Annotated in this window: 23 protein-coding genes and 1 tRNA gene; 12 read left to right on the top strand and 12 right to left on the bottom strand. The window is 69.8% G+C overall.

From position 1 onward, the window contains the following. Window positions 1–15: 15 nt before the first annotated feature. The 3 genes from LQ938_RS11415 to LQ938_RS11405 form a co-directional block, all read right to left on the bottom strand. Window positions 16–489: a hypothetical protein gene (locus LQ938_RS11415; protein WP_223722943.1), complete on the bottom strand. Its 474-nt coding sequence runs from the start codon at window positions 487–489 to the stop codon at window positions 16–18. A gap of 139 nt (window positions 490–628) precedes the next feature. Beyond that, window positions 629–704, bottom strand: a tRNA-Lys gene (locus LQ938_RS11410). A gap of 118 nt (window positions 705–822) precedes the next feature. Further along, a complete protein-coding gene (locus tag LQ938_RS11405) occupies window positions 823–1,482 on the bottom strand; it encodes a fasciclin domain-containing protein (RefSeq protein ID WP_223722944.1) in 660 nt (219 codons plus the stop codon). A gap of 249 nt (window positions 1,483–1,731) precedes the next feature. Here LQ938_RS11405 and sigK point away from each other — a divergent pair, with 249 nt between their 5' ends. From sigK to LQ938_RS11380, 5 genes are all read left to right on the top strand, one after another. Next, window positions 1,732–2,322, top strand: coding sequence for an ECF RNA polymerase sigma factor SigK (gene sigK, locus LQ938_RS11400; RefSeq protein ID WP_223722945.1), 591 nt, complete (start codon window positions 1,732–1,734; stop codon window positions 2,320–2,322). Continuing rightward, the gene (locus LQ938_RS11395) at window positions 2,319–3,095 is read left to right on the top strand and encodes an anti-sigma factor (RefSeq protein WP_223722946.1); all 777 of its coding nucleotides are present in this window, start codon (window positions 2,319–2,321) and stop codon (window positions 3,093–3,095) included. The genes sigK and LQ938_RS11395 overlap by 4 nt, the downstream gene beginning before the upstream one ends. A 43-nt stretch (window positions 3,096–3,138) precedes the next feature. Beyond that, the gene (locus tag LQ938_RS11390; RefSeq protein ID WP_223722947.1) at window positions 3,139–3,777 is read left to right on the top strand and encodes a DNA-directed RNA polymerase subunit beta; all 639 of its coding nucleotides are present in this window, start codon (window positions 3,139–3,141) and stop codon (window positions 3,775–3,777) included. A 176-nt stretch (window positions 3,778–3,953) separates the two neighbouring features. After that, window positions 3,954–4,838: an aminotransferase class IV gene (locus LQ938_RS11385; RefSeq protein WP_223722948.1), complete on the top strand. Its 885-nt coding sequence runs from the start codon at window positions 3,954–3,956 to the stop codon at window positions 4,836–4,838. Window positions 4,839–4,917: 79 nt separating this feature from the next. After that, window positions 4,918–6,339 (top strand): amidase, encoded by a 1,422-nt coding sequence (locus LQ938_RS11380; protein WP_223722949.1) that lies wholly within the window; start codon window positions 4,918–4,920, stop codon window positions 6,337–6,339. 208 nt (window positions 6,340–6,547) lie between these two features. On the opposite strand, the gene pstB is transcribed toward LQ938_RS11380, so the two are convergent. The 4 genes from pstB to LQ938_RS11360 form a co-directional block, all read right to left on the bottom strand. After that, window positions 6,548–7,327, bottom strand: a complete 780-nt coding sequence (gene pstB / locus LQ938_RS11375; RefSeq protein ID WP_223722950.1) for a phosphate ABC transporter ATP-binding protein PstB — start codon at window positions 7,325–7,327, stop codon at window positions 6,548–6,550. Between the two features lie 22 nt (window positions 7,328–7,349). Next, on the bottom strand, window positions 7,350–8,450 hold the full coding sequence (gene pstA, locus LQ938_RS11370) for a phosphate ABC transporter permease PstA (RefSeq protein ID WP_223722951.1): 1,101 nt from the start codon (window positions 8,448–8,450) through the stop codon (window positions 7,350–7,352). Window position 8,451: 1 nt separating this feature from the next. Beyond that, on the bottom strand, window positions 8,452–9,405 hold the full coding sequence (pstC, locus tag LQ938_RS11365) for a phosphate ABC transporter permease subunit PstC (RefSeq protein ID WP_223722952.1): 954 nt from the start codon (window positions 9,403–9,405) through the stop codon (window positions 8,452–8,454). Between the two features lie 84 nt (window positions 9,406–9,489). Beyond that, on the bottom strand, window positions 9,490–10,590 hold the full coding sequence (locus LQ938_RS11360; RefSeq protein ID WP_223722953.1) for a phosphate ABC transporter substrate-binding protein PstS: 1,101 nt from the start codon (window positions 10,588–10,590) through the stop codon (window positions 9,490–9,492). 180 nt (window positions 10,591–10,770) lie between these two features. On the opposite strand from LQ938_RS11360, the gene LQ938_RS11355 reads away from it, so the two are divergent. Together LQ938_RS11355 and LQ938_RS11350 are read left to right on the top strand one after the other, a co-directional pair. Further along, on the top strand, window positions 10,771–14,748 hold the full coding sequence (locus LQ938_RS11355; protein ID WP_223722954.1) for a Pls/PosA family non-ribosomal peptide synthetase: 3,978 nt from the start codon (window positions 10,771–10,773) through the stop codon (window positions 14,746–14,748). Beyond that, window positions 14,745–16,046: a M1 family metallopeptidase gene (locus LQ938_RS11350; protein ID WP_223722955.1), complete on the top strand. Its 1,302-nt coding sequence runs from the start codon at window positions 14,745–14,747 to the stop codon at window positions 16,044–16,046. Before LQ938_RS11355 ends, LQ938_RS11350 begins: the two co-directional genes overlap by 4 nt. Here the strand turns inward: LQ938_RS11350 and LQ938_RS11345 are convergent. From LQ938_RS11345 to LQ938_RS11330, 4 genes are all read right to left on the bottom strand, one after another. Further along, window positions 15,991–16,536 (bottom strand): 4-phosphopantetheinyl transferase, encoded by a 546-nt coding sequence (locus tag LQ938_RS11345; RefSeq protein WP_223722956.1) that lies wholly within the window; start codon window positions 16,534–16,536, stop codon window positions 15,991–15,993. The two genes, LQ938_RS11350 and LQ938_RS11345, sit on opposite strands and share 56 nt — an antisense overlap. Before the next feature lies 1 nt (window position 16,537). Next, on the bottom strand, window positions 16,538–17,476 hold the full coding sequence (locus LQ938_RS11340) for an NUDIX hydrolase (protein ID WP_223722957.1): 939 nt from the start codon (window positions 17,474–17,476) through the stop codon (window positions 16,538–16,540). Continuing rightward, window positions 17,473–19,641 carry an RNA degradosome polyphosphate kinase gene (locus LQ938_RS11335; protein ID WP_223722958.1) on the bottom strand — a complete coding sequence of 723 codons (2,169 nt, stop codon included), beginning with the start codon at window positions 19,639–19,641 and terminating at the stop codon, window positions 17,473–17,475. The genes LQ938_RS11340 and LQ938_RS11335 overlap by 4 nt, the downstream gene beginning before the upstream one ends. A 69-nt stretch (window positions 19,642–19,710) precedes the next feature. Beyond that, window positions 19,711–20,406: a response regulator transcription factor gene (locus LQ938_RS11330; RefSeq protein ID WP_223722959.1), complete on the bottom strand. Its 696-nt coding sequence runs from the start codon at window positions 20,404–20,406 to the stop codon at window positions 19,711–19,713. A 124-nt stretch (window positions 20,407–20,530) separates the two neighbouring features. On the opposite strand from LQ938_RS11330, the gene LQ938_RS11325 reads away from it, so the two are divergent. The 4 genes from LQ938_RS11325 (at window position 20,531) to LQ938_RS11310 (ending at window position 23,800) form a co-directional block, all read left to right on the top strand. Further along, window positions 20,531–20,827: a hypothetical protein gene (locus LQ938_RS11325; protein ID WP_223722960.1), complete on the top strand. Its 297-nt coding sequence runs from the start codon at window positions 20,531–20,533 to the stop codon at window positions 20,825–20,827. Between the two features lie 158 nt (window positions 20,828–20,985). Beyond that, complete coding sequence (locus LQ938_RS11320; protein WP_223722961.1) at window positions 20,986–21,585, top strand: FABP family protein; 600 nt, start codon at window positions 20,986–20,988, stop codon at window positions 21,583–21,585. Next, entirely contained in the window at window positions 21,585–22,682 is a 1,098-nt protein-coding gene (gene ygfZ / locus LQ938_RS11315) for a CAF17-like 4Fe-4S cluster assembly/insertion protein YgfZ (RefSeq protein ID WP_223722962.1), read from the top strand. Before LQ938_RS11320 ends, ygfZ begins: the two co-directional genes overlap by 1 nt. A 5-nt stretch (window positions 22,683–22,687) precedes the next feature. Next, window positions 22,688–23,800 carry an FUSC family protein gene (locus LQ938_RS11310; protein ID WP_223722963.1) on the top strand — a complete coding sequence of 371 codons (1,113 nt, stop codon included), beginning with the start codon at window positions 22,688–22,690 and terminating at the stop codon, window positions 23,798–23,800. A gap of 15 nt (window positions 23,801–23,815) precedes the next feature. On the opposite strand, the gene LQ938_RS11305 is transcribed toward LQ938_RS11310, so the two are convergent. Next, window positions 23,816–24,634: a class I SAM-dependent methyltransferase gene (locus tag LQ938_RS11305; RefSeq protein ID WP_223722964.1), complete on the bottom strand. Its 819-nt coding sequence runs from the start codon at window positions 24,632–24,634 to the stop codon at window positions 23,816–23,818. 49 nt (window positions 24,635–24,683) lie between these two features. On the opposite strand from LQ938_RS11305, the gene LQ938_RS11300 reads away from it, so the two are divergent. Then, a complete protein-coding gene (locus LQ938_RS11300; protein WP_223722965.1) occupies window positions 24,684–25,433 on the top strand; it encodes a phosphoglyceromutase in 750 nt (249 codons plus the stop codon). Window positions 25,434–25,481: the final 48 nt, after the last annotated feature.

Here is a 25,481-nt window from a genome sequence, read left to right as displayed (position 1 = left end):
TGTGATCTGCCTCATCTACCCGTGAGCGACATTGAGCGCGCCGTTGCCCGCGAGGTGAAGAAGCTCAGCCTCGACGAGGACTTCGTGTCCTTGATGAAGCAGCATGTGCGGGACGCGGTCGATGTTCGACAGCAGGCGGAGAGCACTATTCGTCGGCGCCTGACCGCTCAGCTGCGAAAGCTTGAAACGCAGGAGTCGAACCTTTTGGACGTCGCCGCGGACGGCGAGCTCGCCGCCAGCGCGGTGAAGGAACGGCTCCGCTCGATCGCCGTGCAGAGAAGAACCCTTCTCGACAAGCTCTCCCGTAGTGAGGACCAGGCGAAGCGTCAAGCCGACACAGTCTTGGCGTACCTCGATCTCCTCGCCCGGCCCTACAGTTTCTACGTATCGGCGGGGGAGGAGACGAAACGGAAGATCCTGGAGGCCTTCTTCAGCGGCGTCTGGATCGAGGACGAGCAGAACCAGGTCACTGCTCACGGTGAGGTTCACGAGCCGATCGCCCTGATCCAAGCGGCTTCCAGCGAATGGGCCGCACAACAACAAAAGAGCGCCGGAGAAATCTCCGACGCTCTCGACGAACAGCCTTCAAACCTTTATCTCAAGGTCGTTTGTTCGAGTAAGGCGAATCTGGTGGGCCCCGTGGGGCTCGAACCCACGACCCGCGGATTAAAAGTCCGATGCTCTACCGACTGAGCTAGAGGCCCTCGGTGTCCAGCCTAATAGTTCGCGCGGTGCGCGGACGAACGCGCCGGCACCCCGCACCCGGACAGACGGAAAGGCCGCCGACGGGAGAACCCGTCAGCGGCCTTTCGCGAGGCGTGACTACTCAGCCGGCGGCATCAGCACCGTGTCGATGAGGTACACGGTTGCGTTGGCGGTCTGGACGCCACCGCAGATAACAGCGGACTCACCGTTGACGGTGATCGAGTCGCCGCTACCCTCGACGGTCAGGTCCTGACCCTCGACGGTGGTGTGGGTTCCGTCGATCTCGTCGGGGGAGAGCTGACCCTGCACCACGTGGTACGTGAGGATCTTGGTCAGCAGAGCCGAGTCGGTCTTCAGGGTGTCGATCGTGGCTGCGTCGATCTTCGCGAAGGCGTCGTCGACCGGGGCGAAGACGGTGAATTCACCGCTGTTGAGCGTGTCGACGAGGTTGACGTCGGGGTTCAGCTGGCCGCTGACCGACGCGACGAGCGTGGTGAGGAGCGGGTTGTTCGACGCGGCGGTGGCCACCGGGTCCTGAGCCATTCCCTCAACCGAACCGGCACCGCTCGGCACTGCGGCGGCGTAGTCGGCGCAACCGGGGCCGACGAGGTCGGATGCGGTCTCCATGCTGGGGCTGGCGGACTCCGACGTCATCGGCGCCGACGAGGTCTCCTCCGTCATTGTCGAGCCTGACCCACCGCTACACGCCGAGAGTGCGAATGCACCGACGAAAGCGAGCGAGACGGCTGCCGTGATCTTGGACTTCTTGGTGAGCATGAGTTCCTCCGGTGTGCAGGCCCGGTGCGGGCCGATCCGATAAGGATTCGGCGGTGAGCCTCATCCCCGCCGCGGTGCGACGTCGATATGCATTCGGCCTCGCCCCCGAATCGGATTGGATCGGATCGGGAAATCGGATGCAGACGCATGCGGTTTTCGCCGTCCACGCCCGTGAACTCGCGGAAAATCGGCAGGGAAAACCGCTGTCCATTGACGGCAAGTTCAGGTCGCGTCGGGCATGCTGGAGGGATGGTGATCGACGGCGTTGACGTCCCCGATGAAGGGGGTGCATCCGTCGACCACGCCGGAGAGCTCATTCAGCTCGTGGCGGCAGGTGATCAGGCCGCCTTCGCGCGCCTGTACGACATGCTGTCCTCGCGGGTGTTCGGACTCATCCTTCGCGTTCTGGTCGATCGTTCGCAGAGCGAAGAGGTGCTGCAGGAGGTATTCCTCGAGGTGTGGCAATCCGCCGCACGGTTCGCTCCGAACAAGGGGCAAGGAAGATCGTGGGTGCTGACGATGGCGCATCGGCGAGCGGTAGACCGCGTGCGGTCGTCGCAGTCGAGCACCGATCGTGACGTACGTGCAGGAATCCGCGACCTGGGTGTGCCGTATGACGGCGTCGCTGAGCAGGTTGAGTTGAGAATAGAGGGACAACGGGTAGCCGCAGCCCTTGCGGAACTCCCCGACGCGCAGCGCGAAGCCATCACGCTCGCGTACTTCGGTGGGTATTCGCAGAGCGAGATCGCGGCTCTGGTGGGTGCACCACTCGGAACAGTGAAGACCAGGATGCGGGACGCCCTGTCCCGCCTACGAGTGAGTATGGGGGTGGCATCATGAACGACCGCGAATTCGACGAACTGTCTGCGGGCGACGCCGTCCACGCGCTCACTCCGGACGACCAGCGGATGTTGGCTCGCGCTCTTGAGGCTGATCCTCAGCGCCGCGCGACACTGGACGAGGATGCGACCATGGCCGCGAGACTTGCGGACGGCGTATCCGAGGTCGTCCCCCCACCCGCCATCCGCGCGGAACTCCTCGCTCGCATCGCCGTGACACCGCAGGACGCGGCGCCGGCCGCGACGTCGGCAGCCGCCGACCCCGTCGCAGCGCCCGCAGCTACGGCCCCGGAGCCGGCGCCCGCTGCGCGCGGCGGCTGGGGAATGCGCTCCTGGTTCGCGCTCGCCGCGAGCCTCGTTCTCATCCTCGGCATCGGCGGTGCTGTGGTCGTGGTCTCGCAGCAGGTGACCCAACCCGCATCCGTCGTCGCGCTCGAACGCATCACGGATGCGCCCGACGCGCAATCCGCAGCCGGCTCTGTGACGGGCGGAGGCGAAGCGACGTTGCACTGGTCGGAAAGCGTCGGTTCGGCCGTGCTGGTGTCCGAAGGCCTGCCGAGCATCGACGAGGGCAAGGAGTTCGAGCTCTGGTACGTCCGCGACGGCCAGCCGATCGCCGCCGGCGTCTTCTCGGCCGACGGCGGCGACGCGACCGCCGTCCTGGACGGATCGATGCAGCCCGGCGACGTCATCGCGGTAACCGTCGAAGACGCGGGCGGATCGCCGAACGGCGTTCCCACGTCGGACGCTGTCCTCGCCATCGCCACCGCCTGACCGACACGCGCCGAAGCCCGCACGCGCCGGTACCCTGGATCGAGTGACGGACGATTCGCGGCACTTCCATAAACCCGTTCGACGCCCGGCGGAGCTGTTCGACCGCCTCTTCTCGGCCGAGGATCCGGCGGAGGTGTCGCGCGTGGCGCACTCGACCGCATCCGCGTTGCTGACGCGGGTGCGCGCGGATCCGGATGCGGGCACGGTCGACCGTCTCGTGTCGTTCACCGACCAGCACGGCATCGACGACATTGCCGAACTGTGGTCGCGCTCACCGGCGCGGTCGCTGCCCGGCGCGCTGTGGCGGCTGTACCTGCTGCAGGTCATGATTCACGACGACCCGCACACGGCTGCGCTCCTCTACGAACGTGGGCGTACCGAGCTCGCGTCTGCCGACGAGATCGTCGCCGGCGCACCCGTGCCGGCAGGACCGGACGAGCTCGTGGCGCTGATCGACACAATCATGCGCGGGCTGTTCCAGGGCGACTTCGCGGTCGCGCTTGAGCGGGCGGCGGCGTTCTGCCGTGTCGTCGCCTCCGGGGCGACGCACCTCGCCGACGACTACGACCAGACCGAGCCGGAACGCGCCTCGGGTCTCACCACTCGGGCGCTCCGCCTATCGACGTATGCCGACGACCTGACCGCGGCGGCCGGACTCTGGCGGCGCGACACCCTCACCTGAGGGGGAGCGGCGGGTGAATCGCCCGCCGGAAAAAGTAAGTGCCAGGCCGCAGAAACGCCTCTCGGCGCAAGGCCGCTCGGAGCGGCAAATTTTGGAGCCCGGGGTTACTGCGGCCCGGCTGTTCCAGTGTAACGGCACTCGCGCGCGGGGTATTCCGCACCGCGTAGGCTGCGGGCATGGCATGGCGTCACGCGCTCATCATCGACCCGGCAGCATCCGATGACTTTCGGACGGACTACGCCTCGACACTTCGACCGATCGACCCGGCCGCCCCCGCGCTCAGCATCGGCGAACTCAGCACGCAGCGCGGTGACGGCATCTTCGAGTCCATTGGTGTGGTCGACGGGCACCCGCAAGAGGTAGAGGCCCATCTCGAGCGCCTCGCGCACTCGGCCCGGCTCTGCGACCTGCCCGCACCGAACCTCGGTCAGTGGGCGCAGGCGGTGGCCGCCGCATCCGCCGAGTGCCCTCCGGGGGAGAGCGTCATCAAGCTCATCCTCAGCCGGGGCGTCGAGCACGGACCGGCGCCGACCGCCTGGGTGACGGCAGCGACCGCGCCCGACAACACCGCGGTGCGCCGCGACGGCGTGCGCGTAGTGGTGCTCGATCGCGGGTTCGACAGCGGTGCGCCGGCGCGCGCGCCCTGGCTGCTGCTCGGCGCGAAAACCCTGTCGTACGCGACCAACATGGCGGCGATCCGGGAAGCGCGGCGCCGCGGGGCCGACGACGCGGTGTTCGTCGCGAGCGACGGCGTTCTGCTCGAAGGCCCGACGTCGTCTCTCGTCCTGCGCTTCGGCGACCGGTTCGTGACCCCCGCGCCCGGCGCCGGCATCCTGCACGGCACGACCCAGCTGAGCCTGTTCGCCCACCTCGAGGGCCGTGGATTCGAGACCGCGTACGAGACGCTGCCGGCGTCCGCACTCGGTGAGGCGGATGCCGCCTGGCTCGTTTCCAGCGTCCGGCTCGCCGCGGGCATCACCGCGGTCGACGGCTCGCCGCTCGCCTACGACGCAGACGTCACGGCGGAGCTCAACGCGTACCTCCTCTCGCCGCGCGACTGATCGGCGCGACGGAGGGCGGAGGAGTGCGGGGCCGAGCGTGTCGCGCGGCCGCTTGGGGGACGACGAAAGGGAGCACCATATGCCGGAACTTCTGTACAGCACCGTCATCGAGCAGGCCGGGTGGGTGGCCGCGGGAGAGATCAGCGCGCGAGAGCTCGTCGAACACTCGATCGCCCGCATCGATGCGCTCAACCCCGTACTGAACGCGTTCGCGCACGTCTTCACCGAGGAGGCCCGCGCGCACGCCGATGGCCTCGACGCGGAGCGCGCGGCCGGGGCGCTCCGCGGCCCGCTGCACGGCGTGCCGATCGCCATCAAGGAGGAGAACGATGTCGCGGGGATCCCAACTCGCTTCGGGAGCTCCGCGTTCACCACCCCGGCGACGGCCGACAGTGCGGTGGTGCAGCGACTGCGGGATGCCGGCGCGATCATCATCGGTACGACGCGGATGCCGGAATTCGGCATCTGGCCGTTCACGGAATCCGACTCGTTCGGCTGGACCCGGAACCCGTGGAACACCGGTCGGTCAACGGCGGGCTCCAGCGGCGGAACCGCGGCCGCCATCGCATCCGGCATGGTCGCGGCGGGCATCGGCGGTGACGGCGGCGGCTCCATCCGGCTTCCGGCGAGCTGGTGCGGACTCTTCGGCCTGAAGCCGCAGCGCGGTCGCGTCAGCCTCGCCCCGAACGCAGACCTCTGGCGCGCGTTGGGCGTGATCGGCCCACTCACACGATCGGTCGCCGACAGCGCCCTCATCCACGACGTGATCGGAGGCGCAGGCCCCGCCGACAGGTTCTCGGCAGAAGCGTTGCCCGTCCCGATGCTGCGCAGCGCCACGGAACCTCTCGACCGGCCCCTGCGGATCATGGTGTCGCTGAAGAATCCGATGGGCGGACAGGCGGCCGACGCCGACACCGCATCGGCCGTGCGGCGTACGGCCGACCTCTTGCGGGGCCTCGGACACGAGGTGATCGAGGCGGACCCGGACTACCCGCGGCTCGCGCTGCCGTTCCAGGTGCAGCTGGCGGCGGGGATCAGCGACGAGGCCGCGCGGGCCGACCATCCCGAGCTTTTGGAGCGGCGCACGAGGGCCATGCTCCGACTCGCTCGACCGCTGTCGCGATTCGGCGCCTGGGCCGAGCGTGCGGCAGCGGAGCGGGGCGAGCCTTTCCTGACGCGACTGTTCGGGGGAGTGGACCTGCTGATCACCCCGACGACACCGACCGCCGCACTGCCGGTCGGCCAGCTCGACGGTGCCGGCGCCATCGCCGCCGTGCAGAAGGCGGGTCCGGTGAGTTCGTTCACGTCGATCTGGAACGCGCTTGGCAACCCCGCGGCCGCGGTTCCCGCCGGGTTCACGGATGCCGGCCTGCCGCTCAGCGTGCAGGTGATCGGTCCCCGCAACGGCGAGCCGACGATCCTCGCTCTCTCCGCACAGCTCGAGAGCGCGCGTCCGTGGGCCGATCGCCGTCCGCCGCTCGCCGAGGCGTCGACTCCCTGACCCTCGCAGCCGCGCCTTCCTCCCGCCGCGCCTCTTTTCTGTTCGCGCGCCACAGATCTGTGGCGCGCGAACAGAAAAGTAGCGCGCGACGTGTCGGGGCACGCCGCCGCTCGCCGAGGCGAACGCGGGGTGAGGACGAAGAAGGGGGCGGATGCTGTCTGCATCCGCCCCCTTCTTGTCCGTTCCCGGCCGGAGCCGGGAACGCGGGTCACCCGAAGCGGCCGGAGACGTAGTCCTCGGTGGCCTGCACGGTCGGGGTGGTGAAGATCGTCGAGGTGTTGTCGTATTCGATGAGCTTGCCGGGCTTGCCGGTGCCGGCGATGTTGAAGAACGCCGTCTTGTCGCTGACGCGCGATGCCTGCTGCATGTTGTGCGTCACGATCACGATCGTGTACTCGCTCTTCAGCTCGTCGATCAGCTCTTCGATCGCGTAGGTCGAAATCGGGTCGAGGGCCGAGCAGGGCTCGTCCATCAGCAGCACGTCGGGCGACACGGCGATCGCGCGCGCGATGCACAGACGCTGCTGCTGCCCGCCCGACAGGCCGGAGCCGGGCTTGTCGAGGCGGTCCTTGACCTCGTTCCAGAGGTTGGCGCCCTGCAGGGACTGCTCTACGAGTGCGTCGGAGTCGGACTTCGAGATGCGCTTGTTGTTGAGCTTCACGCCCGCCAGCACGTTCTCGCGGATCGACATCGTCGGGAACGGGTTCGGGCGCTGGAACACCATTCCGATCTGGCGACGCACGAGCACCGGGTCGACACCCGGGCCGTACAGGTCGTCGCCATCGAGCAGCACTTCGCCCTCGACGCGGGCGCGGGGGATGACCTCGTGCATGCGGTTCAGGGTGCGCAGGAAGGTGGACTTGCCGCATCCGGACGGGCCGATGAAGGCGGTCACGCTGCGCGGCTCGATCTGGAGGGAGACGCCCTCGACGGCGAGGAAGTCGCCGTAGTAGACGTTGAGGTCTTTGACTTCGATGCTCTTGGACACGGAGGTTCTTTCTCTCGGGAGCTCAGCGGCCGGACTTGGGCGCGAAGATCTTCGCGACCGCCCGGGCGGCAAGGTTGAGGACCATGACGATGACGATGAGGGTGAGCGCGGACGCCCAGGCCCGTCCGATGTAGGCCTCGGCCGGAATGCCCTGGTTCATGTACTGGGTATAGGTGAAGACCGGCAGGGTCGCCATCCGGCCGCTGAAGAGGTCGTAGTTCATGGATGCGGTCATACCGGCCGTGATCAGCAGAGGCGCGGTCTCGCCGATGACGCGGGCGATGGCGAGCATGACGCCCGTGGTGATACCCGCGATGGCCGTCGGGAGGACGACCTTCCAGATCGTCAGCCACTTCGGCACGCCGAGCGCGTAGGCGGCTTCCCGCAGCTCGTTCGGCACGAGGCGCAGCATCTCCTCGGAAGATCGGACGACGACCGGCACCATCAGCACCGCGAGCGCGATGGCGCCTACGATTCCGAGGCGGACGCCGGGTCCGAGGAAGATCGCGAACAGGGCGTAGGCGAACAGACCCGCCACGATCGAGGGGATGCCCGTCATGACGTCGACGAGGAACGTGATGCCCCGGGCCAGGCGGTTGTCCTTGCCGTACTCGATCAGGTAGATCGCGGTGAACAGGCCGATCGGGACGGAGATGATCGCCGCGGCGAGCGTGATGAGCAGCGTGCCGATGATGGCGTGCAGCGCACCGCCGCCCTCGCCGACGACGTTGCGCATCGAGCTCGAGAAGAACTCGGCGCTCCAGTTCGGGGCTCCCAGGCTGACGACGGTGATCGCGACCGAGATGAGCGGCACCATCGCGAGCACGAACGCCACCGTCACGACGCCCGTGACGAGGCGGTCGACGGCCTTGCGGCGGCCCTCGATGATCGCGGAGATGGCGAAGATCAGCACGAGGTAGAGAAGGGAGCCGGTCACCAGCCAGCCGGCGATGTTGAGTCCTTCGCCGGTGGCGGCAGCCATGACGGCGAAGACCGCGAGCATCACCGCGAGGGAGGCGACGAGCAGGACCCAGGGGGTCCAGCGCGGGAGCCGGCCGGTCGTGAGGCTCGGAGAGGAGGAAGATGCGCTCTGCACGCGCGGGGGAGTGGCCGTAGCGGTCATGTCAGTTAGCCCCCGAGAATTCCTTGCGCCGGCTCACGATGTAGCGGGCGAGTGCGTTGACGGCGAATGTCACGACGAACAGGATGAGGCCGGTGGCGATCAGCACGTTCACGTTCAGCCCGTAGGCCTCGGGGAAGCTCAGTGCGATGTTGGCGGCGATCGTGTTCGGGTTGTCGGACGTGAAGAGGGCGAAGGTCACGCCGCCCGAGACGGAGAGCACCATCGCGACCGCCATGGTCTCGCCGAGCGCGCGGCCGAGGCCGAGCATCGAGGCGGAGACGATGCCGCTGCGGGCGAAGGGGAAGACGGCCATCCGCACCATCTCCCAGCGGGTCGACCCGAGGGCGAGCGCCGCTTCTTCGTGGAGGGTCGGCGTCTGCAGGAAGATCTCGCGGCAGATCGCCGTGATGATCGGGGTGACCATGACCGCAAGCACGAGCGAGGCGGTGAAGATCGTGCGGCCGGTGCTCGAGACCGGGCCGGAGAAGAGCGGGAACCAGCTCGCGTTGGTGACGAACCAGTCGTAGATCGGCTGAGCGGCCGGGGCGAGGACGCCGATACCCCAGAGGCCGAAGACGACCGAGGGAACCGCGGCCAGCAGGTCGACGACGTAGCCGAGTGCCTGCGCCAGGCGGCGCGGGGCGTAGTGCGAGATGAAGAGCGCGACGCCGATCGAGAGCGGAACCGCCATCAGCAGCGCCAGGAACGCGGCCCAGACCGTGCCGAACACCAGCGGTCCGACGTAGGACCAGAAGTTGTCGGGCAGGATCGATGCCTGCTCGTTCGTGGCGGTGAGAGCCGGCACCGACTGGACGATCAAGAAGATCGCCACCGCCGCGAGCATGACCAGGATCATGGACCCGGCGAACAGTGCGGCTCCGGAGAACCATCGATCGCCCGGTCGTTGTTTAACCTTCTTCGTCTCCGGAGGAGACACCGCGGGTGTGGTGGTCATGGCTCGATTCTCTCGATGAGAAAGGGTGATGTCACGATGATGCCCGGTTCCGGCGCAAGGCCGGAACCGGGCATCGAAGGGGAATTACTTGATCGCCTCGATGGCGGTCGTGATCTGGTCGCGCAGCGTGTCGGTGATCGGTGCGCTGCCCGAAGCCGCAGCGGCCTCGGCCTGGCCCTCTTCGCTCGCGGCGTACGAGAAGAAGCCCTTCACGTTCGCGGCGACATCGGCGTCCTCGTACTCGGCGCAGCCGATGAGGTAGCTGACGAGAACGAGCGGGTACACGTCCTTCTCGGTGCTGGTGCGGTCGATCGCGATCGCGATGTCGGTCGCGGCGCGGCCTTCTTCTTCGGGAGACGCGTCGACGACCGCGGCGGCAGCCTCGGGCGAGTAGGAGACGAAGTCCTCGCCGACCTGGATGGCGACCGTGCCGAGCTCACCGGCGCGCGAAGCGTCGGCGTAACCGATGGTGCCCTGGCCGCCCTGGACGGCGGAGATGACGCCGGAGGTGCCGTTGGCAGCCTCGCCGCCGGAGACCGGCCACTCCTCGACCGAGCCGTAGGTCCACACGGACTCGGCGGTCTTGGCGAGGTAGTCGGTGAAGTTTCCGGTCGTGCCCGACTTGTCGGAGCGGTGCACCGTGTTGATGGCGGTCGACGGGAGGTCGACGCCGTCGTTGAGGGCGGTGATCGCCGGGTCGTTCCACGTGGTGATCGTGCCCGCGAAGATGCCGGCCAGGGTGGCGGCGTCGAGGTTCAGCGAGTCCACACCGTCGAGGTTGAACACGACAGCGATGGGAGAGATGTAGGTCGGGATCTCGACGATGTCGGAGCCGTCGACGCAACCGGCCCACGGGCCGGCCTCGATCTCGTCGGTCTTGAACGCGCGGTCGGAGCCGGCGAACTGGAAGGCGCCCTCCTGGAAGGAGTCGCGACCGGCACCGGATCCACCGGCGTCGTAGGTGACCGTCAGGTCGGCGTTGGTCTTCTGGATGCCGGCGGTCCACGTCTGGATGGCGACCTCCTGCGAGGTGGCTCCACCGCCGACCAGGTCGCCGGAGAGGTTGCCCGCGGGGGCGTCGCTGGACGACGACGTGGTGCCGCCTTCGTTCGCGGCACAGCCGGCGAGGGCGAGGGCCGCGACAGCGGCGAGGGCGCCCACCTGGGCGATGCGGTTGATCTTCACTGCGGAATCATCCTTCGGGTTGGGGACTCGTGCCCGGTGCGGGGCTCACCCGACGCTAGACATCTGTGTTGACCAGACTGCGCAGTGGCGGTGAACGGAAGGTGAACGACCGTAGGCGAGAACGCGCCGATTCCCGCGCTCCGTCACCGCCCGTTCATGTGTTCTCCCTACCCTGAGGGAATGCACCACGACCCGCAGGCCGCGCTCGATCGCGTCGGGGAGACGCCCGAACCGCGGACTCTCCTCGAGGTATTGCGCCGCACCGCCGCGCTGTTCCCGGAAGCATCCGCGATCGATGACGGCTCCACGGCCCTCAGCTACCGCGAGCTGATGGCGCATGTCGTGCGCACGGCCGCGCGATTGCACGAGGCGGGAGTGCGGCGCGGAGACCGCGTCGGGGTGCGGATGCCGTCAGGGGCGAAAGAGCTGTACATCTCGATCCTCGGCGTGATCGCGGCGGGCGCCGCGTACGTGCCGGTCGACGCGGACGACCCCGATGAGCGAGCGCGACTCGTCTTCGGCGAGGCGGCGGTTCGCGGGGTGATCGGCGCGGGCGGTGTGTACGTGCCGCGCGCCGACGACGGTGTGGACGGCGGCGACGGCGAGCGGGCGGATGCGGATGCCCCGGCGGCCGCATCCGAGCTCTACGTCGGGGCTCCGCCGCATCCGTCGACCCACGCGGTGCTCACGGTGCCGGAGCCCCGCGTCGAGGACGACGCCTGGATCATCTTCACGTCCGGCTCCACGGGGGTGCCCAAGGGCGTCGCGGTGTCGCACCGGTCGGCGGCGGCGTTCGTGGATGCGGAGGCGCGCATGTTCCTGCAGGCCGCGCCGCTCGGCCCCGGCGACCGAGTGTTGGCGGGTCTGTCGGTCGCGTTCGACGCCTCGTGCGAGGAGATGTGGCTGGCCTGGCGGCACGGCGCGTGTCTCGTGCCCGCGCCGCGCGCGCTGGTGCGTTCGGGAGAAGATCTGGCGCCGTGGCTCATCCGGCAGGGGATCACGGTCGTCTCGACGGTTCCGACGCTCGCCGCGATGTGGCCGGCGGAGGCGATCGAGAACGTGCGCCTGCTGATCTTCGGCGGAGAGGCGTGCCCGCCCGAGCTCGCGGCGCGTCTGGCCGCCGAGGGGCGCGAGGTGTGGAACACGTACGGCCCCACCGAGGCGACGGTCGTCGCGTGCGGGGCGCTGCTCGATGGAAGCGTGCCCGTCCGGATCGGGCTGCCGCTCGACGGCTGGGCGCTCGCCGTGGTCGACGCTGACGGTTTCCGGGTGCCCGAGGGCGGCACCGGCGAACTCATCATCGGGGGCGTGGGTCTTGCCCGCTACCTCGATCCGGAGAAGGACGCCCAGAAGTACGCGCCCATGCCGACGCTCGGCTGGGAGCGCGCGTACCGGTCGGGCGACCTCGTGCGCTACGACCCCGAGGGTCTCGTATTCCAGGGCCGTGCCGACGACCAGGTCAAGGTCGGCGGTCGCCGCATCGAGCTCGGCGAGGTCGAGACCGCTCTTCAGAACCTTCCCGGCGTGTCGGCGGCGACCGCCGCAGTGCAGATGACCGAGTCGGGTGTCGCGGTTCTGGTGGGCTACCTCGTCATGGAGCCCGGGATCGAGCTCGACCGGTCCGCTGCCCGCGCGGGGCTGACCCGGAGTCTTCCCGCCGCGATCGTCCCACTGCTCGCCACGGTCGACGAACTGCCCGTCCGCACCTCCGGCAAGGTCGACCGTGCCGCCCTGCCCTGGCCGCTCCCGGGCGTCGAGACGCCGGCCGCCGGCCTCACCCCGACCGAGGCATGGCTCGCCGAGCAATGGCAGGCCGTGCTCGGCATCGCGGTGCCGGGGCCGAAGGTCGACTTCTTCGACCTCGGCGGCGGTTCGCTCTCGGCGGCGCAGCTGGTGTCCCGCATCCGCGCCCGCGTTCCGGAGTTCGCGGTCGCCGACATCTACGACGTGCCGCGCCTGGGCGCGATGGCGAAGGCGATCGGCCCCATGCTCGCGGAGGAGGCCCCGGGCGAGTACCGCCGTCCGCGCCCGACTCCGCGCTCGTCGCAGTGGGTGCAGCTGCTCGCGGGAGTGCCCCTGTTCATCCTCACCGGCGTCCGCTGGCTGCTGTACGTGCTGACCGCGGGAACTCTGCTGAACATGGTGCCGGGATTCGACGCGCTCCCGACGGTCCACCCGCTGCCACTCATCGCCGGCTGGCTGCTGTTCGCGACCCCGTTCGGGCGGATGGCGATCTCGGCGCTCGCCGCCCGGATGCTGCTTTCCGGGGTGCGCCCGGGAGACCACCCGCGGGGCGGCTCGGTGCACCTGCGGCTCTGGCTCGCGGAGCAGATCGCCGATCAGGTCGACGCCGTGGGGCTCGCCGGGGCGCCCTGGGTGACCTACTACGCCCGCGCGCTCGGCGCGAAGATCGGCCGCGACGTCGACCTGCACACCCTGCCCCCGGTGACCGGGATGCTGGAGGTCGGCGACGGCGCGTCCATCGAGCCCGAGGTCGACCTGAAGGGGTACTGGATCGACGGCGACCTGCTGCGCCTGGGCGGCATCCGCATCGGGGCGCAGGCGACGGTCGGTGCGCGCAGCACCCTCGCGCCCGGAACGCACATCGGCCAGCGCGCCGTGGTCGCGGCCGGCTCCGCCGTGTTCGGCCGCGTGCGTGCCGACCAGACGTGGGCGGGATCGCCCGCGGTGCGCGTCGGCGGGGTCGCCCGGGAGTGGCCCGAGGGGCGCCCGGCCGCGCCGCACGGCTGGCTGTGGGCGTACGCCGCATCCGCCCTCGTTCTGGCGCTGCTGCCGGTGACGGCGTTCCTCGTGGGCGCGCTCGTCGTCGCGACCGGCATGCGCGGCGCCCCCGACCTCCTCGCGGCGTTCGGGGCCGCGCTCGTCTGGCTCGTGCCGGGCGTGCTCGTCACCGGCGTCGTCTACGCCGGCTTCGTGGTCGGCGCCGTGCGACTGCTGGCGATCGGGCTCCGCGAGGGCACCTACGGCGTACGTAGCCGGGTGGCCTGGCAGGCCTGGACGACCGAGCGGCTGCTGGACTCGGCGCGCACGGTGCTCTTCCCGCTGTACTCGAGCCTGTTCACCCCGGTGTGGCTCCGGATGCTGGGCGCCCGCGTCGGACACGACGTCGAGGCATCGACCGTGCTGCTGATCCCGTCTATGGCGCGGATCGAGGATGGCGCGTTCCTCGCCGACGACACCATGGTGGCGTCGTACGAACTGCACGCCGGATGGCTGCGGATCGGGCCGGTACGCATCGGTAAGCGCGCGTTCCTCGGCAACTCCGGCATGGCAGCGCCGGGGCACCGCGTGCCGCGCGACGGCCTGGTCGCCGTCCTCTCGGCGGCGCCGCGCAAGGCCAAGGCGGGATCATCCTGGCTCGGTTCGCCGGCGGTGCGTCTGCGCCGCGCGGTGGCGGAGGGTGATGAGAGCCGCACCTACCGCCCGACGCCCGTCCTCCGCCTCGCGCGGACGCTGTGGGAGATCTGCCGCATCCTGCCGGTCTTCGTCACCTGCGCCGTGGGACTCGGGGTGCTCTTCGCGCTCGTCGCCCTGACGGCGGCCTATGGCATGCTCGTCGCCTTCCTGCTCTCCGGGCTCGTGCTGCTCGCGGCCGGGGCGGTCGCGGCCGGCATCACGGTCGTGGCGAAGTGGCTGATCGTCGGCCCGATCCGCGCGGGCGAGCAGCCCCTCTGGTCGAGTTTCGTCTGGCGCACCGAGGTGGTCGATACGTTCACCGAGATGCTCGCCGCCCCGTGGTTCGCCCGCGGCGCGGTCGGCACCCCCGCCCTCGCGGTGTGGCTTCGGGCGATGGGCGCGCGCGTGGGGCGCGGCGTCTGGTGCGACTCCTACTGGTTGCCCGAGCCCGATCTCGTCACTCTCGGCGACGGATCCACCGTCAACCGGGGCTGCGTCGTGCAGACCCACCTCTTCCATGATCGAATCATGAGCATGGATGTCGTCGAACTCGAACCCGGAGCAACCCTGGGGCCGCACAGCGTGGTTCTTCCTGCCGCGGTGATCGGCGCCGACGCCACTGTCGGCCCCGCTTCGCTCGTGATGCGCGGCGAGTCGGTTCCCGTGGGCACGCGATGGAGCGGCAACCCGATCGGCCCGTGGCGCGCGGTCAAGGTGCGCGCGTACCAGTCGACATCGTGACGGGCGGCGACTCCTACGCGCCGCAGAGCGGCGACCCGTCGTACCGCGTCGTGTCCTACGACCTCGACCTCGACTACCGCGTGCGCACGAACCGGCTCGAGGGCAAAGCACTCATCGCGGCGGTCGCGACGCAGCCGATCCGTACCGTGTCGCTCGACCTGATCGGCCTCCGCGCCTCGCGCGTGCGGGTCGATGGCGATGCGCGCACGGTGTTCCGGCAGGTTCAGCGCGCCCTGCAGGTCACTCTTCCGCGTCCGCTCGCGGTCGGCGAGTCCTTCTCCGTCGAGGTCGCCTACGCCGGGTCGCCCGCGCCGCGGCGGTCGCGGTGGGGAACGATCGGCTGGGAGGAACTGACCGACGGCGCGCTCGTCGCGAACCAGCCGACGGGCGCCGCGACGTGGTTCCCCTGCAACGACCGTCCGGCCGATCGTGCGCGGTACCGGATGCGGATCACCACCGACCGCGAGTACGCGGCGGTCGCCACCGGCACGCGGGTCGCCGAACGCACGGAGGGGAGGCGGAGCGTCGTCGAGTACGTCTCCGACGTGCCGACCGCCACGTACCTCGCCGCCGTGCAGATCGGGCGTTACGTCCGCACCGAGCTACCGTCGCTGGACGGGGCGCCCGTCGAGCTCTGGGTGCCGGCGCCGCTTCGCGCCGCATCCGTCCGCGCGTTCGAGAAGGTCGCGGCGATGGGGGCGGTGTTCTCGCGAGCGTTCGGGGCGTACCCGCAGCCGCAGTACACGCTCGTGGTGACCGCGGATGTGCTCGAGATCCCGCTCGAAGCGCAGGGGATGGGCGTCTTCGGGGCCAACCACCTCGCCGCAGACTCCGAACGACTCGTCGCGCACGAACTCGCGCACCAGTGGTTCGGCAACAGTGTCGGCATCTCGCGGTGGAGCGATATCTGGCTGAACGAGGGCTTCGCCTGCTACGCCGAGTGGCTCTGGTCGGAGGCCTCCGGAGGACCGACGGCGCAGGAATGTGCGTCCGCGCACGAGGCGGTGCTGCGCGTCGAACCGCAGGATCTGCTGCTGGCCGACCCGGGCCCGGAGCTGATGTTCGACGACCGCGTCTACAAGCGCGGCGCGCTCACGCTGCATGCCCTCCGCGGGCACCTGGGCGATGACCGGTTCTTCGTGCTGCTGCGGGACTGGGCGACGCGGCACCGGCACGGGCTGGTCACCGGCGACGACTTCCGCGCGATCGTCCGCGAGGTCGATCCGGCAGCGGTCGTGCTTCTCAGCCGGTGGCTCGACGAGCCGCGGCTGCCTCCGCGGGCACGATCGCGACGCTGAGCACGACGCCGGCCGGCCCGTCGAGATCTCGGCCGACGATCGGTGCGCTCCGGCCGGGCACGAATGCGGTCCACCCGTCCGCGGCGGTGCGGATGCGGACGAGCGCGGGGTCGAGCGTCAGGCCGCGACCATCCGCCTTCAGGGCGGCTTCGATGCGCGTCCACTCCCGCAGGGTGGTCTCCGGCCGCATCCGATCGATCCGTGCCGGTGCATCCGGTGCGCCCGCTTCCGCATCGATGCCCACGGCCGTGGCGACCGAGCGCGAGACGGCCGCGACGAAGGCTCGGCCGGCCGCGTAGGCGACCGACACCTCGTCGAGGCCGCCCTCGACGTACGGGCGACCGTGCGCTCCGCCGCAGCGCGCGCACGGTCCCGCGCGGACAACGGCGCCCGGCAGCAGGTCGCCGAGCAGAAGGCGCGAGGTGCCGCGCCGGTCACCCGGATCCGCGTCGGCCCACCGGATGCGGACCGCGTCGAGCCCGCTGTGCACGTCAGACCTTCGGCAGATGCGTTTCGATGGCGGCGATCCCCGAACCCGGGTTCGTGCGGGAGAGATGCACCACTGAGAACGCACCCACCTCGAGGGCCGACGCGCTGCCCAGATAGGAACCGCGGAGGGTGCCGGTCGCCAGCGCGAGCTCGTTCATGATGTCGGGGAGCACGGGGCCGTGGCTGCAGATCACCGCGGGCTTGCGCGAGCGCACCCGCTTGCCGACGATCGTGCGGGAGTCGTGCTTTCCCTCTTCCCAGGCATCCTGGCTGATCAGCTCGCTCGTGCGCACGGCGCGCCCGAGCGCCTTCGCGAGCGGCTCGACGGTCGAGACGCAGCGCACGGCGTCGCTCGAGATGATGCGGCGCACGCCGAAGGCGCGGAGCGGCGCGACGATCGACGCCGCCTGACGGAACCCGCGGCGCGCCAGCGGGCGCGATGCGTCCGACTTCTCCCAGTCCGTGCGCGACATCGCTTTCGCGTGACGCAGCACGATGATCGGGAACGTCTCGAGCACGCCGTCGTCGACGAACCGCAGGAAGTTCTCGACGATCTCGACGTCGACGGGATAACTCAGGTACGACAGCGCGTGCTTGGGGGTGACCCATTCGAGCGCCGCGATCTCCTTGTTCGGTACGAACTTCGAGTCCCGGACAGCATCTTCGGTCACCTCGGCCGACCAGTAGTGCACGATCTTCTCGCGCCCCTTCGGCATGTGGTAACGCGAGACGCCGACCGGGAGGCCGAGGGCGACGTGGATGCCGGTCTCCTCGAAGATCTCGCGGATCGCCGTCTCGACGAGGGTCTCGCCGGGGTCGACCTTGCCCTTGGGCAGGGTGACATCGCGGTACTGGGTGCGGTGGATGAGCAGGATGTGCAGCTTTCCGTCCACCTGACGCCAGAGCACACCCCCCGCCGCGTAGACGGCTGTCGCCGTCATCGCACCGCCCGCGAACGTCGGCGCCGCTGGACGGCGGCCATCGTCTTGTCCTGGATGTCGATCAGGGGCTTGCCGTCGGCATCCGTGGAATGCCGGGTCCACACCCCGTCGCCGTCGAGCCACCAGGAACTCGTCTCGTCGCTCATCGCGAGCGAGAAGAGGTCCGTGAGCTCGGCGACCTGCGCCGGTGCCACGATGCGCACGAGTGCCTCGACGCGGCGGTCGAGGTTGCGGTGCATCATGTCGGCGCTGCCGATGTACACATCGGGTGCGCCGTCGTTCTGGAACGCGAAGATGCGCGAGTGCTCGAGGTAGCGGCCGAGGATCGACCGCACCGTGATGTTCTCGCTCATGCCGGGCACGCCGGGACGGATGCTGCAGATGCCGCGCACCCAGACCTCCACCGGAACGCCCGCCTGGCTCGCCCGGTACAGCGCGTCGATGATCTGCTCGTCGACCATCGAGTTGACCTTGATCCGGATGCCGGCGGGGCGCCCATCGAGGGCATGCCGGCGTTCGCGATCGATCAGCCGCAGCAGGCCCTTCCGCAGGTGCAACGGGGCGACGAGCAGACGCTTGAACTTTTTCTCGATCGCGTAACCACTGAGCTCGTTGAACAGGCGGGTGAGGTCTTTGCCGACCTCGGGGTTGACCGTGAACAGGCCGAAGTCCTCGTAGATGCGGCTGGTCTTCGGGTTGTAGTTGCCGGTTCCGACGTGACTGTAGCTGCGGAGCACGCCGTTCTCCTGGCGGATGACGAGGGCGAGCTTGCAGTGCGTCTTCAGGCCGACCAGGCCGTAGACGACGTGCACGCCGGCCTTCTCGAGCTTCCGCGCCCAGACGATGTTGTTCGCCTCGTCGAAGCGCGCCTTGACCTCCACGAGCGCCAGCACCTGCTTGCCCGATTCGGCGGCGTCGATGAGCGCCTGCACGATGGGGCTGTCACCGGAGGTGCGGTACAGCGTCTGCTTGATCGCGAGCACGTGCGGGTCTTTCGCCGCCTGCTCGAGGAACGCCTGCACGCTCGTCGCGAAGGATTCGTACGGGTGGTGCACCAGCACGTCGCCCTTGCGGATGGAGGCGAAGATGTCGGGACGCTCGTTGTTGTCACCCGGCTGGAACGCGGTCGCCGTCGTCGGCACGTGCGGGGGGTAGTGCAGGTCGGGGCGATCGATGCGCGACAGGTCGAACAGGCCGCGGAGGTCGAGGGTTCCGGGCAGCCGGTAGACCTCCTCATCCGTGATGTCGAGCTCCTTGAGGAGCAGATCGAGCGTCAGGTCGTCCATGTCGTCGGTGATCTCGAGACGGATCGGCGGCCCGAAACGTCGGCGCAGCAGCTCGGCCTCGAGGGCCTGGATGAGGTTCTCGGTCTCGTCCTCTTCGATCGCCACGTCTTCGTTGCGGGTGAGGCGGAACGCGTGATGGTCGAGGATCTCCATCCCGGGGAACAGATCGCCGAGGTTGTTGGAGATGAGCTCTTCGAGGGGCAGGTAGCGCACCTGATCGCCCTCGCGCGAGACGCGCACGAACCGGGGGAGCATGGGCGGCACCTTGAGGCGTGCGAACTCCTGGCGTCCGGTCTTGGCGTTGCGCACCCGGATCGCGAGGTTCAGCGAGAGGCCGGAGATGTACGGGAACGGATGCGCCGGGTCGACGGCCAGCGGCATGAGCACCGGGAACACCTGGGTCTGGAAGTACTCGTAGAGCCGCGCGCGGTCGTCGTCGGTGAGCTCCGACCATCCGAGCACCTCGATGCCGGCGTCGGCGAGGGCGGGGCGCACGAGGTTCTGCCACGCCTGGGCGTGCCGCAGCTGGAGCGCGTGGGCGTCGTGGGAGATGTCGGCGAGGACGTCTTGCGCCGCGCGTCCGACGTTGGTCGGCAGAGCGAGGCCGGTCAGGATGCGGCGCTTGAGCCCGGCGACGCGCACCATGAAGAATTCGTCGAGGTTGCTGCCGAAGATCGCGAGGAAGTTCGCCCGCTCGAGGGTGGGGACATTCGGGTCTTCGGCGAGTTCGAGCACCCTCTGGTTGAACGAGAGCCAGCTGACCTCGCGGTCGAGGTAGCGGTTCTCGGGCAGTTCGCCGTCGGCCGCGCCCGTTCCCGAGTCGAAGTCGTCGTCATCCGCGTCGCCCAAACCGGCATCGAGCATCTCGTCTGCGATCATCCCCTCATCATTGCAGGGGGAAGTGACCTGCGTGTGAACGGCCCCTACCGCCTCGCGGACGGCGACGCGTCAGACGCCCGATCGCTCCTTGGCCGGCGGGATCTGCTCGTCCTCGTAGACGTTGAAGCGGTAGCCGACGTTGCGCACCGTGCCGATGAGCTGCTCGAGGTCACCGAGCTTCGCGCGGAGGCGGCGCACGTGCACATCGACCGTGCGGGTGCCGCCGAAGTAGTCGTAGCCCCATACCTCGCTGAGCAGCTGTTCGCGGGTGAACACTCGGGAGGGGTGGGTCGCGAAGAAGTGCAGGAGTTGGAACTCCTTGTACGTGAGGTCGAGCGGCTTGCCGTGCACCTTCGCGGAGTACGAGGACTCGTCGATCGTAATGCCGGAGGTCTGGATGCGGGTGGAAACCTGCTCCTTCGACATGCGTCCGACGGCGAGTCGGATGCGGGCGTCGACCTCCGCCGGACCGGCGGTGACGAGGATGACGTCGTCGACGCCCCAGTCGGTGGAGACGGCGGTGAGGCCGCCCTCCGTGACGATCAGAAGAAGGGGAGCGTCGGCGCCGGTCGTGGTGAGGATCTTGCACAGCGACTTCGCGCCGACGAGGTCGTGGCGGGCGTCGACGAAGATGATGTCGGCGCTCGGGGCGTTCACGAGCTGCGCGGGCTCGGCGGGAATCTGCCGGACACGGTGGCTCAACAGTTCGAGCGCCGGCAGCGCGGGCGCGCCACCAGCGGAGCTCAGAACGAGAAGCTGTGCCAAAAGGACCCTCCCGGGCGAGGTCGGCGGTGTGGGCCTCATCTTATGGGGTGGCGCGCGTCACGCCGACCCCACGGCGCGCGGCGGGGTGCGTGCGCGAGCGCCACGGGTGAGTGAGAATGATCGTATGTCCACCCCGGAACTCGTGCCGCGTCGGTCGATCGGCGGCATCGCCGGCGTCTGGATCGTGGCTCTTGTCGCGGGTATCGCCGTGGCCGTCGCCGTCCCGGAAGAGGGACGAGCGGTGTGGATGGCGTTGACGCTCGGCCTCTGCCTCATCCTCGCGTTCACCGTGCAGCTCTTCTACGGTCGGGCGCAGCGCTTCATCCAGCGGGTCGCGATCAGCACGCTCGGCGCGCTCCTCATCCTCGGCGTCATCAGCGCGGCGTTCGGGCTCGGCGCACTCGCCACGGCGATCGCGTAACGCCGCGCCGGCCGGGGTCGGCACGGTCTAGAGTGTGAGCATGGACCTCGTCGCTCTCGAACTCTTCTTCGTGGGTCTGCTGGCCCTCGCGTCGCTCGCGATCGTGTTCGTCTCCGGAGTCGTGATCAAGAACCTCTACCGCGGCCAGCGCTGAGCCCGTGATTGAGATTCCGACAGACCTGCCCGCCGACCTCGGGCCCCTCTCCTGGTTGCTCGGAGTGTGGGAAGGCAGCGGTGTCATCGATTACACCGCGGGCGATGAACGCTTCACCGGCGAGTTCTCGCAGCGAGTGAGCTTCAGTCACGACGGTGGCGACGCGATGAACTACTCCGCATCCGCGTGGGTCGAAGACGGCGATCGTCGCGTTCCGCTGGTGTCCGAAGTCGGCTTCTGGCGACTCGTCCGACCCGCGACCGACGCCGACGCCGGACCCGCATTTCTTCCCGGGCGGGGCGCGGCGCCGCAGCGTACGGCCGACGACGTCGAAGCGCTCCGCACCGCGGAGGGCGGCTTCGAGATCGAAGCGGCGATCGTGCACGCCGACGGCGTCAGCGAGCTCTACCTCGGGCAGATCCGCGGGCCGCGCATCGACCTGGCGACGGATGCGGTCGTCCGCTCCGCGAGCGCCAAGGAGTACACGGCCGCGACGCGCATGTACGGTCTGGTCGACGGCCATCTGCTGTGGGCGTGGGACATCGCCGCCCTCGGCGCCGAACTCGCGTCGCACGCATCCGCTCGACTCGCGAAGGCCTCCTGATGGCGCTCGATCTGGGTCTCGTGCCGGGGGCCGTCGTCGATGACGGCGTGCTGCAGCACACCGGCCAACCCGTGATCGAACAGCGTCGGCTGGTGGCGGGCACCGCCGTCGCACCCCGCGCCGATCGGCGCGTGCTGGCGGTCGCGGGCGATGACCGCCTCTCCTGGTTGGACTCCGTCAGCTCGCAGGCGCTCACGGCGCTCGAACCCGGACGCTCCACCGAACTCCTCATCCTCGACCCGCAGGGCCGCGTCGAGCACGCCGCGGCGGTGCTCGACGACGGTGAGACGACGTGGCTCATCGTCGATCGTGGCGATGCCGACGCGCTGCTGGCGTGGCTGATGCGGATGCGGTTCCGCCTCCGCGTCGCTCCTCGCGACGCGAGCGATGAACTCACGGTGATCGGGGTGACCGAGGCGGGTCTCTCGAACGTGACGCCCGCCGCGCCGAACGGTGTGCCGCTCGCGTGGCGCGACCCGTGGCCAGAGATCGGGCCGGGTGGCATCGGATACGCGCCGGTCGACGGTCATCCGGGTGCCGAGCGCCGCTGGTTCGAACTGCTCGTCGACGGCGACGAAGCGCAGCGATTGGTGGATGCGGCCGCGGCCGGCGATCTCACCCTCGCGGGTGCGCTCGCGGTCGATGCGCTGCGTGTCGCCGCCTGGCGGCCCGCGTGGGCCACCGAGGTCGACGAACGCACCATCCCGCACGAGGTGGACTGGATGCGCACGGCGGTGCACTTCGACAAGGGGTGCTACCGCGGTCAGGAGACCGTCGCGAAGGTGCACAACCTCGGGCATCCTCCCCGTCGCATCGTGGCACTCGACCTCGACGGCAGCGACGATCTGCTGCCGCGACGCGGTGACGTCGTTCGCGTCGGCGACACCGAGGTCGGCCGCATTACCTCGGTCGCCCGTCACCACGAGGACGGCCCCATCGCGCTGGCCGTGGTGAAGCGGTCCGCCGCAACCGACGGTACCCTCATCGTCGTCACCGAGGGCGGCGACATCACCGCGTCGGCCACTCCGATCGTTCCGGCGGATGCCGGCGCGACGGCGGCCATCCCGCGTCTGACGCGCCTGTCCCGCCGCGTTTGACCGCGGTGGAGGAGCCGACGCCGGACACCCGCGCCGTCCCGCTGCGGGTGCGGGACCGCCTGGATCCGCGGCCGCGTCTGGTCCGCGCCGTCGAATCCTGGCCCGCGATCGCCCAGATCGTCGTCGCGTCGGCGGGAGCCTTCGCCTTCGCCCACTTCGTGCTGGGCCACGCCTCGCCCGTGCTGGCCGGAACCGTCGCCGTCTCGAGCCTCGGACTCGTCCGCGACGCCCGCCCGCGGCGCGTGGCGGAGACCGTGGCCGGGATGCTGCTCGGCATTCTCGTCGCCGAGCTTCTGCTGTGGGCGATCGGTCCCGGATGGTGGCAACTCGCGGTCACGCTCGCTGTCGTGCTGTTCTTGGCCCGGGTGTTCTCTCCGCAGGCGAGTTTCGCGATCGCGGCGGCCATCCAGGGCTTGATCGTCCTGCTCTTCCCTCTCGCCAGCACGGACGCCGCGTGGGATCGACTGGTCGACGGCGCGATCGGCGGGATCGCGGCGCTGCTCGTGACCGCGCTGATTCCCCGAAATCCTCGTGCCGAGTTGCTGCGCGACGCGCGTGCGCTGTTCGCCGGGGCGGATGCGGCCATCAACGCGATCGTGCAGGGGCTGCGCAGCGGTGATCGGGCTCGAGCCGACCGCGGGTTGGAGAAGGCGCGCGCGCTCGACCCGCTCGTCCGCGCGTGGCAGGAGTCGCTGGATTCCGCATCCGCCGTCGCCCGGATCTCGCCGTTCCTGCGCCGGCGGCGGAGCGAGCTGGATCGCTACCGACGGGTGCTCACCGCGACCGACCTCGCCGTCCGGAACCTTCGCGTGATCGGGCGGCGGGCGGCCTACCTCCTTGACGACGGCGTGCCCCGCCCGGTGTCGGCCGACGTGCTCGCGGGTCTCGGGCGCGGTCTCGCGCTCGTCGGAGAGTCGCTCGAAGACATCGGGCAGGAGTCGGTGGCGCGAGAGGGCGTCCGCGCGATCGCCGCGCACCTGGACCCGGCCGAGATGCTGACCGATGCGACGACCGGCGAGAACAACCTCCTGGTCGCGATGCGTCCGCTCACGGTCGACCTGCTGACCGCCTGCGGTGTCGGCGACGACGATGCACGCGCGGCCATTCCCCGACTGTGACGCGATGCGCCGGCGTCACGGGGTCGGTGCGACCCGATCCCAGGGCACCGTGATCTCACCGAGTCGCCACCGCGAGCGCTGACGCAGCGGCCAGTCCGCATCCGCCATCGCCTGCATCGCCCCGCGCCAGCGTTGGACCGGACCGAACGCCCCGAGCGCCGCCGCGCGCTCCCACTCGCGGTCGAGCGTCCGCAAGAAGTCGTGCACCTGCTCGCCGGGCACGTTGCGGTGGATCAGCGCCTTCGGCAGGCGTTCGGCGGCGATCAGCGGCGACTCCAGGTCGGCGAGCCGGAGCGACACCGTGAGCGTCCGGGGGAGGGCGTCCGCGCCCACCTCGACCCAGGTCGCGACCCGCCCGACCTCGTTGCAGGTGCCCTCGACCAGGATGCCGCCGGGCGCGAGCCGAGCCGCCATCCGCTCCCACGCGGCGGCGACCTCGGTCTCGTCGTACTGGCGGAGCACATTGAACGCGCGGATGACGACCGGCCGCTGCGAGGCGGGGACCTCGAAGCCGCCGCGCGCGAACGCCACGCGCGCGTCCGGGCGGAAGGGGGACGCGCCCGCCCGCACCTGCGCGAGCTGCGCCGTCGCGGTGGCGACGCGCTCCGGCGCGATCTCGAGTCCGAGCACCGTGACGTCCGGGCGGGTCGTGTGCAGCCGCGCCTCGAGCTCGAGCGCCGTCACCCCGCTCGCGCCGTACCCGAGGTCGACGACGAGCGGCTCGCGTTCGGCCCGGCGGAGGACCGGATGGCGAGCGATCCAGCGATCGATCCGGCGGAGCCGGTTCGTGCCGGTGGTGCCGCGTGTCACGCGTCCGAATGGCACCGAGTTCATACGGCCATGATGCCAGCGCGAGTGAAGAGCCGGTCGATATCATGAAGGCATGACCACCCCTCATACCCTGATCCTGCTCCGCCACGGCCAGAGCCAGTGGAACGAGCTGAACCTGTTCACCGGCTGGGTCGACGTGCGCCTGACCGAGCAGGGCAAAGCCGAAGCCCAGCGCGGTGGCGAGCTTCTCGCCGAGGCCGGCCTGCTGCCGGACGTCGTGCACACCTCGCTCCTCAGCCGGGCGATCCAGACCGCGAACATCGCGCTCGACGCCGCCGACCGCCTGTGGATCCCGGTGACCCGCTCGTGGCGACTCAACGAGCGCCACTACGGCGCCCTGCAGGGCAAGGACAAGGCCGAGACCCTCGCCGAGTTCGGCCAGGAGCAGTTCATGCTGTGGCGCCGTTCGTTCGACGTGCCGCCGCCCGAGCTCGACGACGCGTCGGAGTACAGCCAGATCGGCGACCCGCGCTACGTCGGGATCGACGGCGACGTTCCCCGCACCGAGTCGCTCAAGCTCGTGATCGACCGACTGCTCCCGTACTGGGACGACGCGATCGTGCCCGACCTCACGGCCGGGAAGACCGTCCTCGTGGCCGCCCACGGCAACTCGCTGCGCGGACTCGTGAAGCACCTCGAGGGCATCAGCGACGACGACATCGCCGAGCTGAACATCCCGACAGGCATCCCGCTCGTGTACCGCCTCGACGAGAACCTCGTGCCGCTCGGCCCGGGCGAGTACCTCGACCCCGAGGCCGCCGCGGCCGGTGCGGCCGCGGTCGCGAACCAGGGCAGCAAGTAACACGAACGAAAGAAGAGGGGCGGATGCAGCTGCATCCGCCCCTCTTCT

Origin of the sequence: Microbacterium sp. cx-55 (assembly GCF_021117345.1) — a bacterium.
Lineage (GTDB): Bacteria > Actinomycetota > Actinomycetes > Actinomycetales > Microbacteriaceae > Microbacterium.
This window is presented reverse-complemented; position numbering and strand designations above follow the sequence as displayed.

Coding starts and splice junctions, on each gene's coding strand:
- LQ938_RS11405 (WP_223722944.1), bottom strand. CDS start 1,482: ATGCTCACCAAGAAGTCCAAGATCACGGCAGCCGTCTCGCTCGCTTTC.
- LQ938_RS11395 (WP_223722946.1), top strand. CDS start 2,319: ATGAACGACCGCGAATTCGACGAACTGTCTGCGGGCGACGCCGTCCAC.
- pstC (WP_223722952.1), bottom strand. CDS start 9,405: ATGACCACCACACCCGCGGTGTCTCCTCCGGAGACGAAGAAGGTTAAA.
- LQ938_RS11380 (WP_223722949.1), top strand. CDS start 4,918: ATGCCGGAACTTCTGTACAGCACCGTCATCGAGCAGGCCGGGTGGGTG.
- LQ938_RS11300 (WP_223722965.1), top strand. CDS start 24,684: ATGACCACCCCTCATACCCTGATCCTGCTCCGCCACGGCCAGAGCCAG.
- LQ938_RS11305 (WP_223722964.1), bottom strand. CDS start 24,634: ATGAACTCGGTGCCATTCGGACGCGTGACACGCGGCACCACCGGCACG.
- pstA (WP_223722951.1), bottom strand. CDS start 8,450: ATGACCGCTACGGCCACTCCCCCGCGCGTGCAGAGCGCATCTTCCTCC.
- LQ938_RS11385 (WP_223722948.1), top strand. CDS start 3,954: ATGGCATGGCGTCACGCGCTCATCATCGACCCGGCAGCATCCGATGAC.
- LQ938_RS11340 (WP_223722957.1), bottom strand. CDS start 17,476: ATGACGGCGACAGCCGTCTACGCGGCGGGGGGTGTGCTCTGGCGTCAG.
- sigK (WP_223722945.1), top strand. CDS start 1,732: ATGGTGATCGACGGCGTTGACGTCCCCGATGAAGGGGGTGCATCCGTC.
- LQ938_RS11335 (WP_223722958.1), bottom strand. CDS start 19,641: ATGATCGCAGACGAGATGCTCGATGCCGGTTTGGGCGACGCGGATGAC.
- LQ938_RS11325 (WP_223722960.1), top strand. CDS start 20,531: ATGTCCACCCCGGAACTCGTGCCGCGTCGGTCGATCGGCGGCATCGCC.
- LQ938_RS11355 (WP_223722954.1), top strand. CDS start 10,771: ATGCACCACGACCCGCAGGCCGCGCTCGATCGCGTCGGGGAGACGCCC.
- ygfZ (WP_223722962.1), top strand. CDS start 21,585: ATGGCGCTCGATCTGGGTCTCGTGCCGGGGGCCGTCGTCGATGACGGC.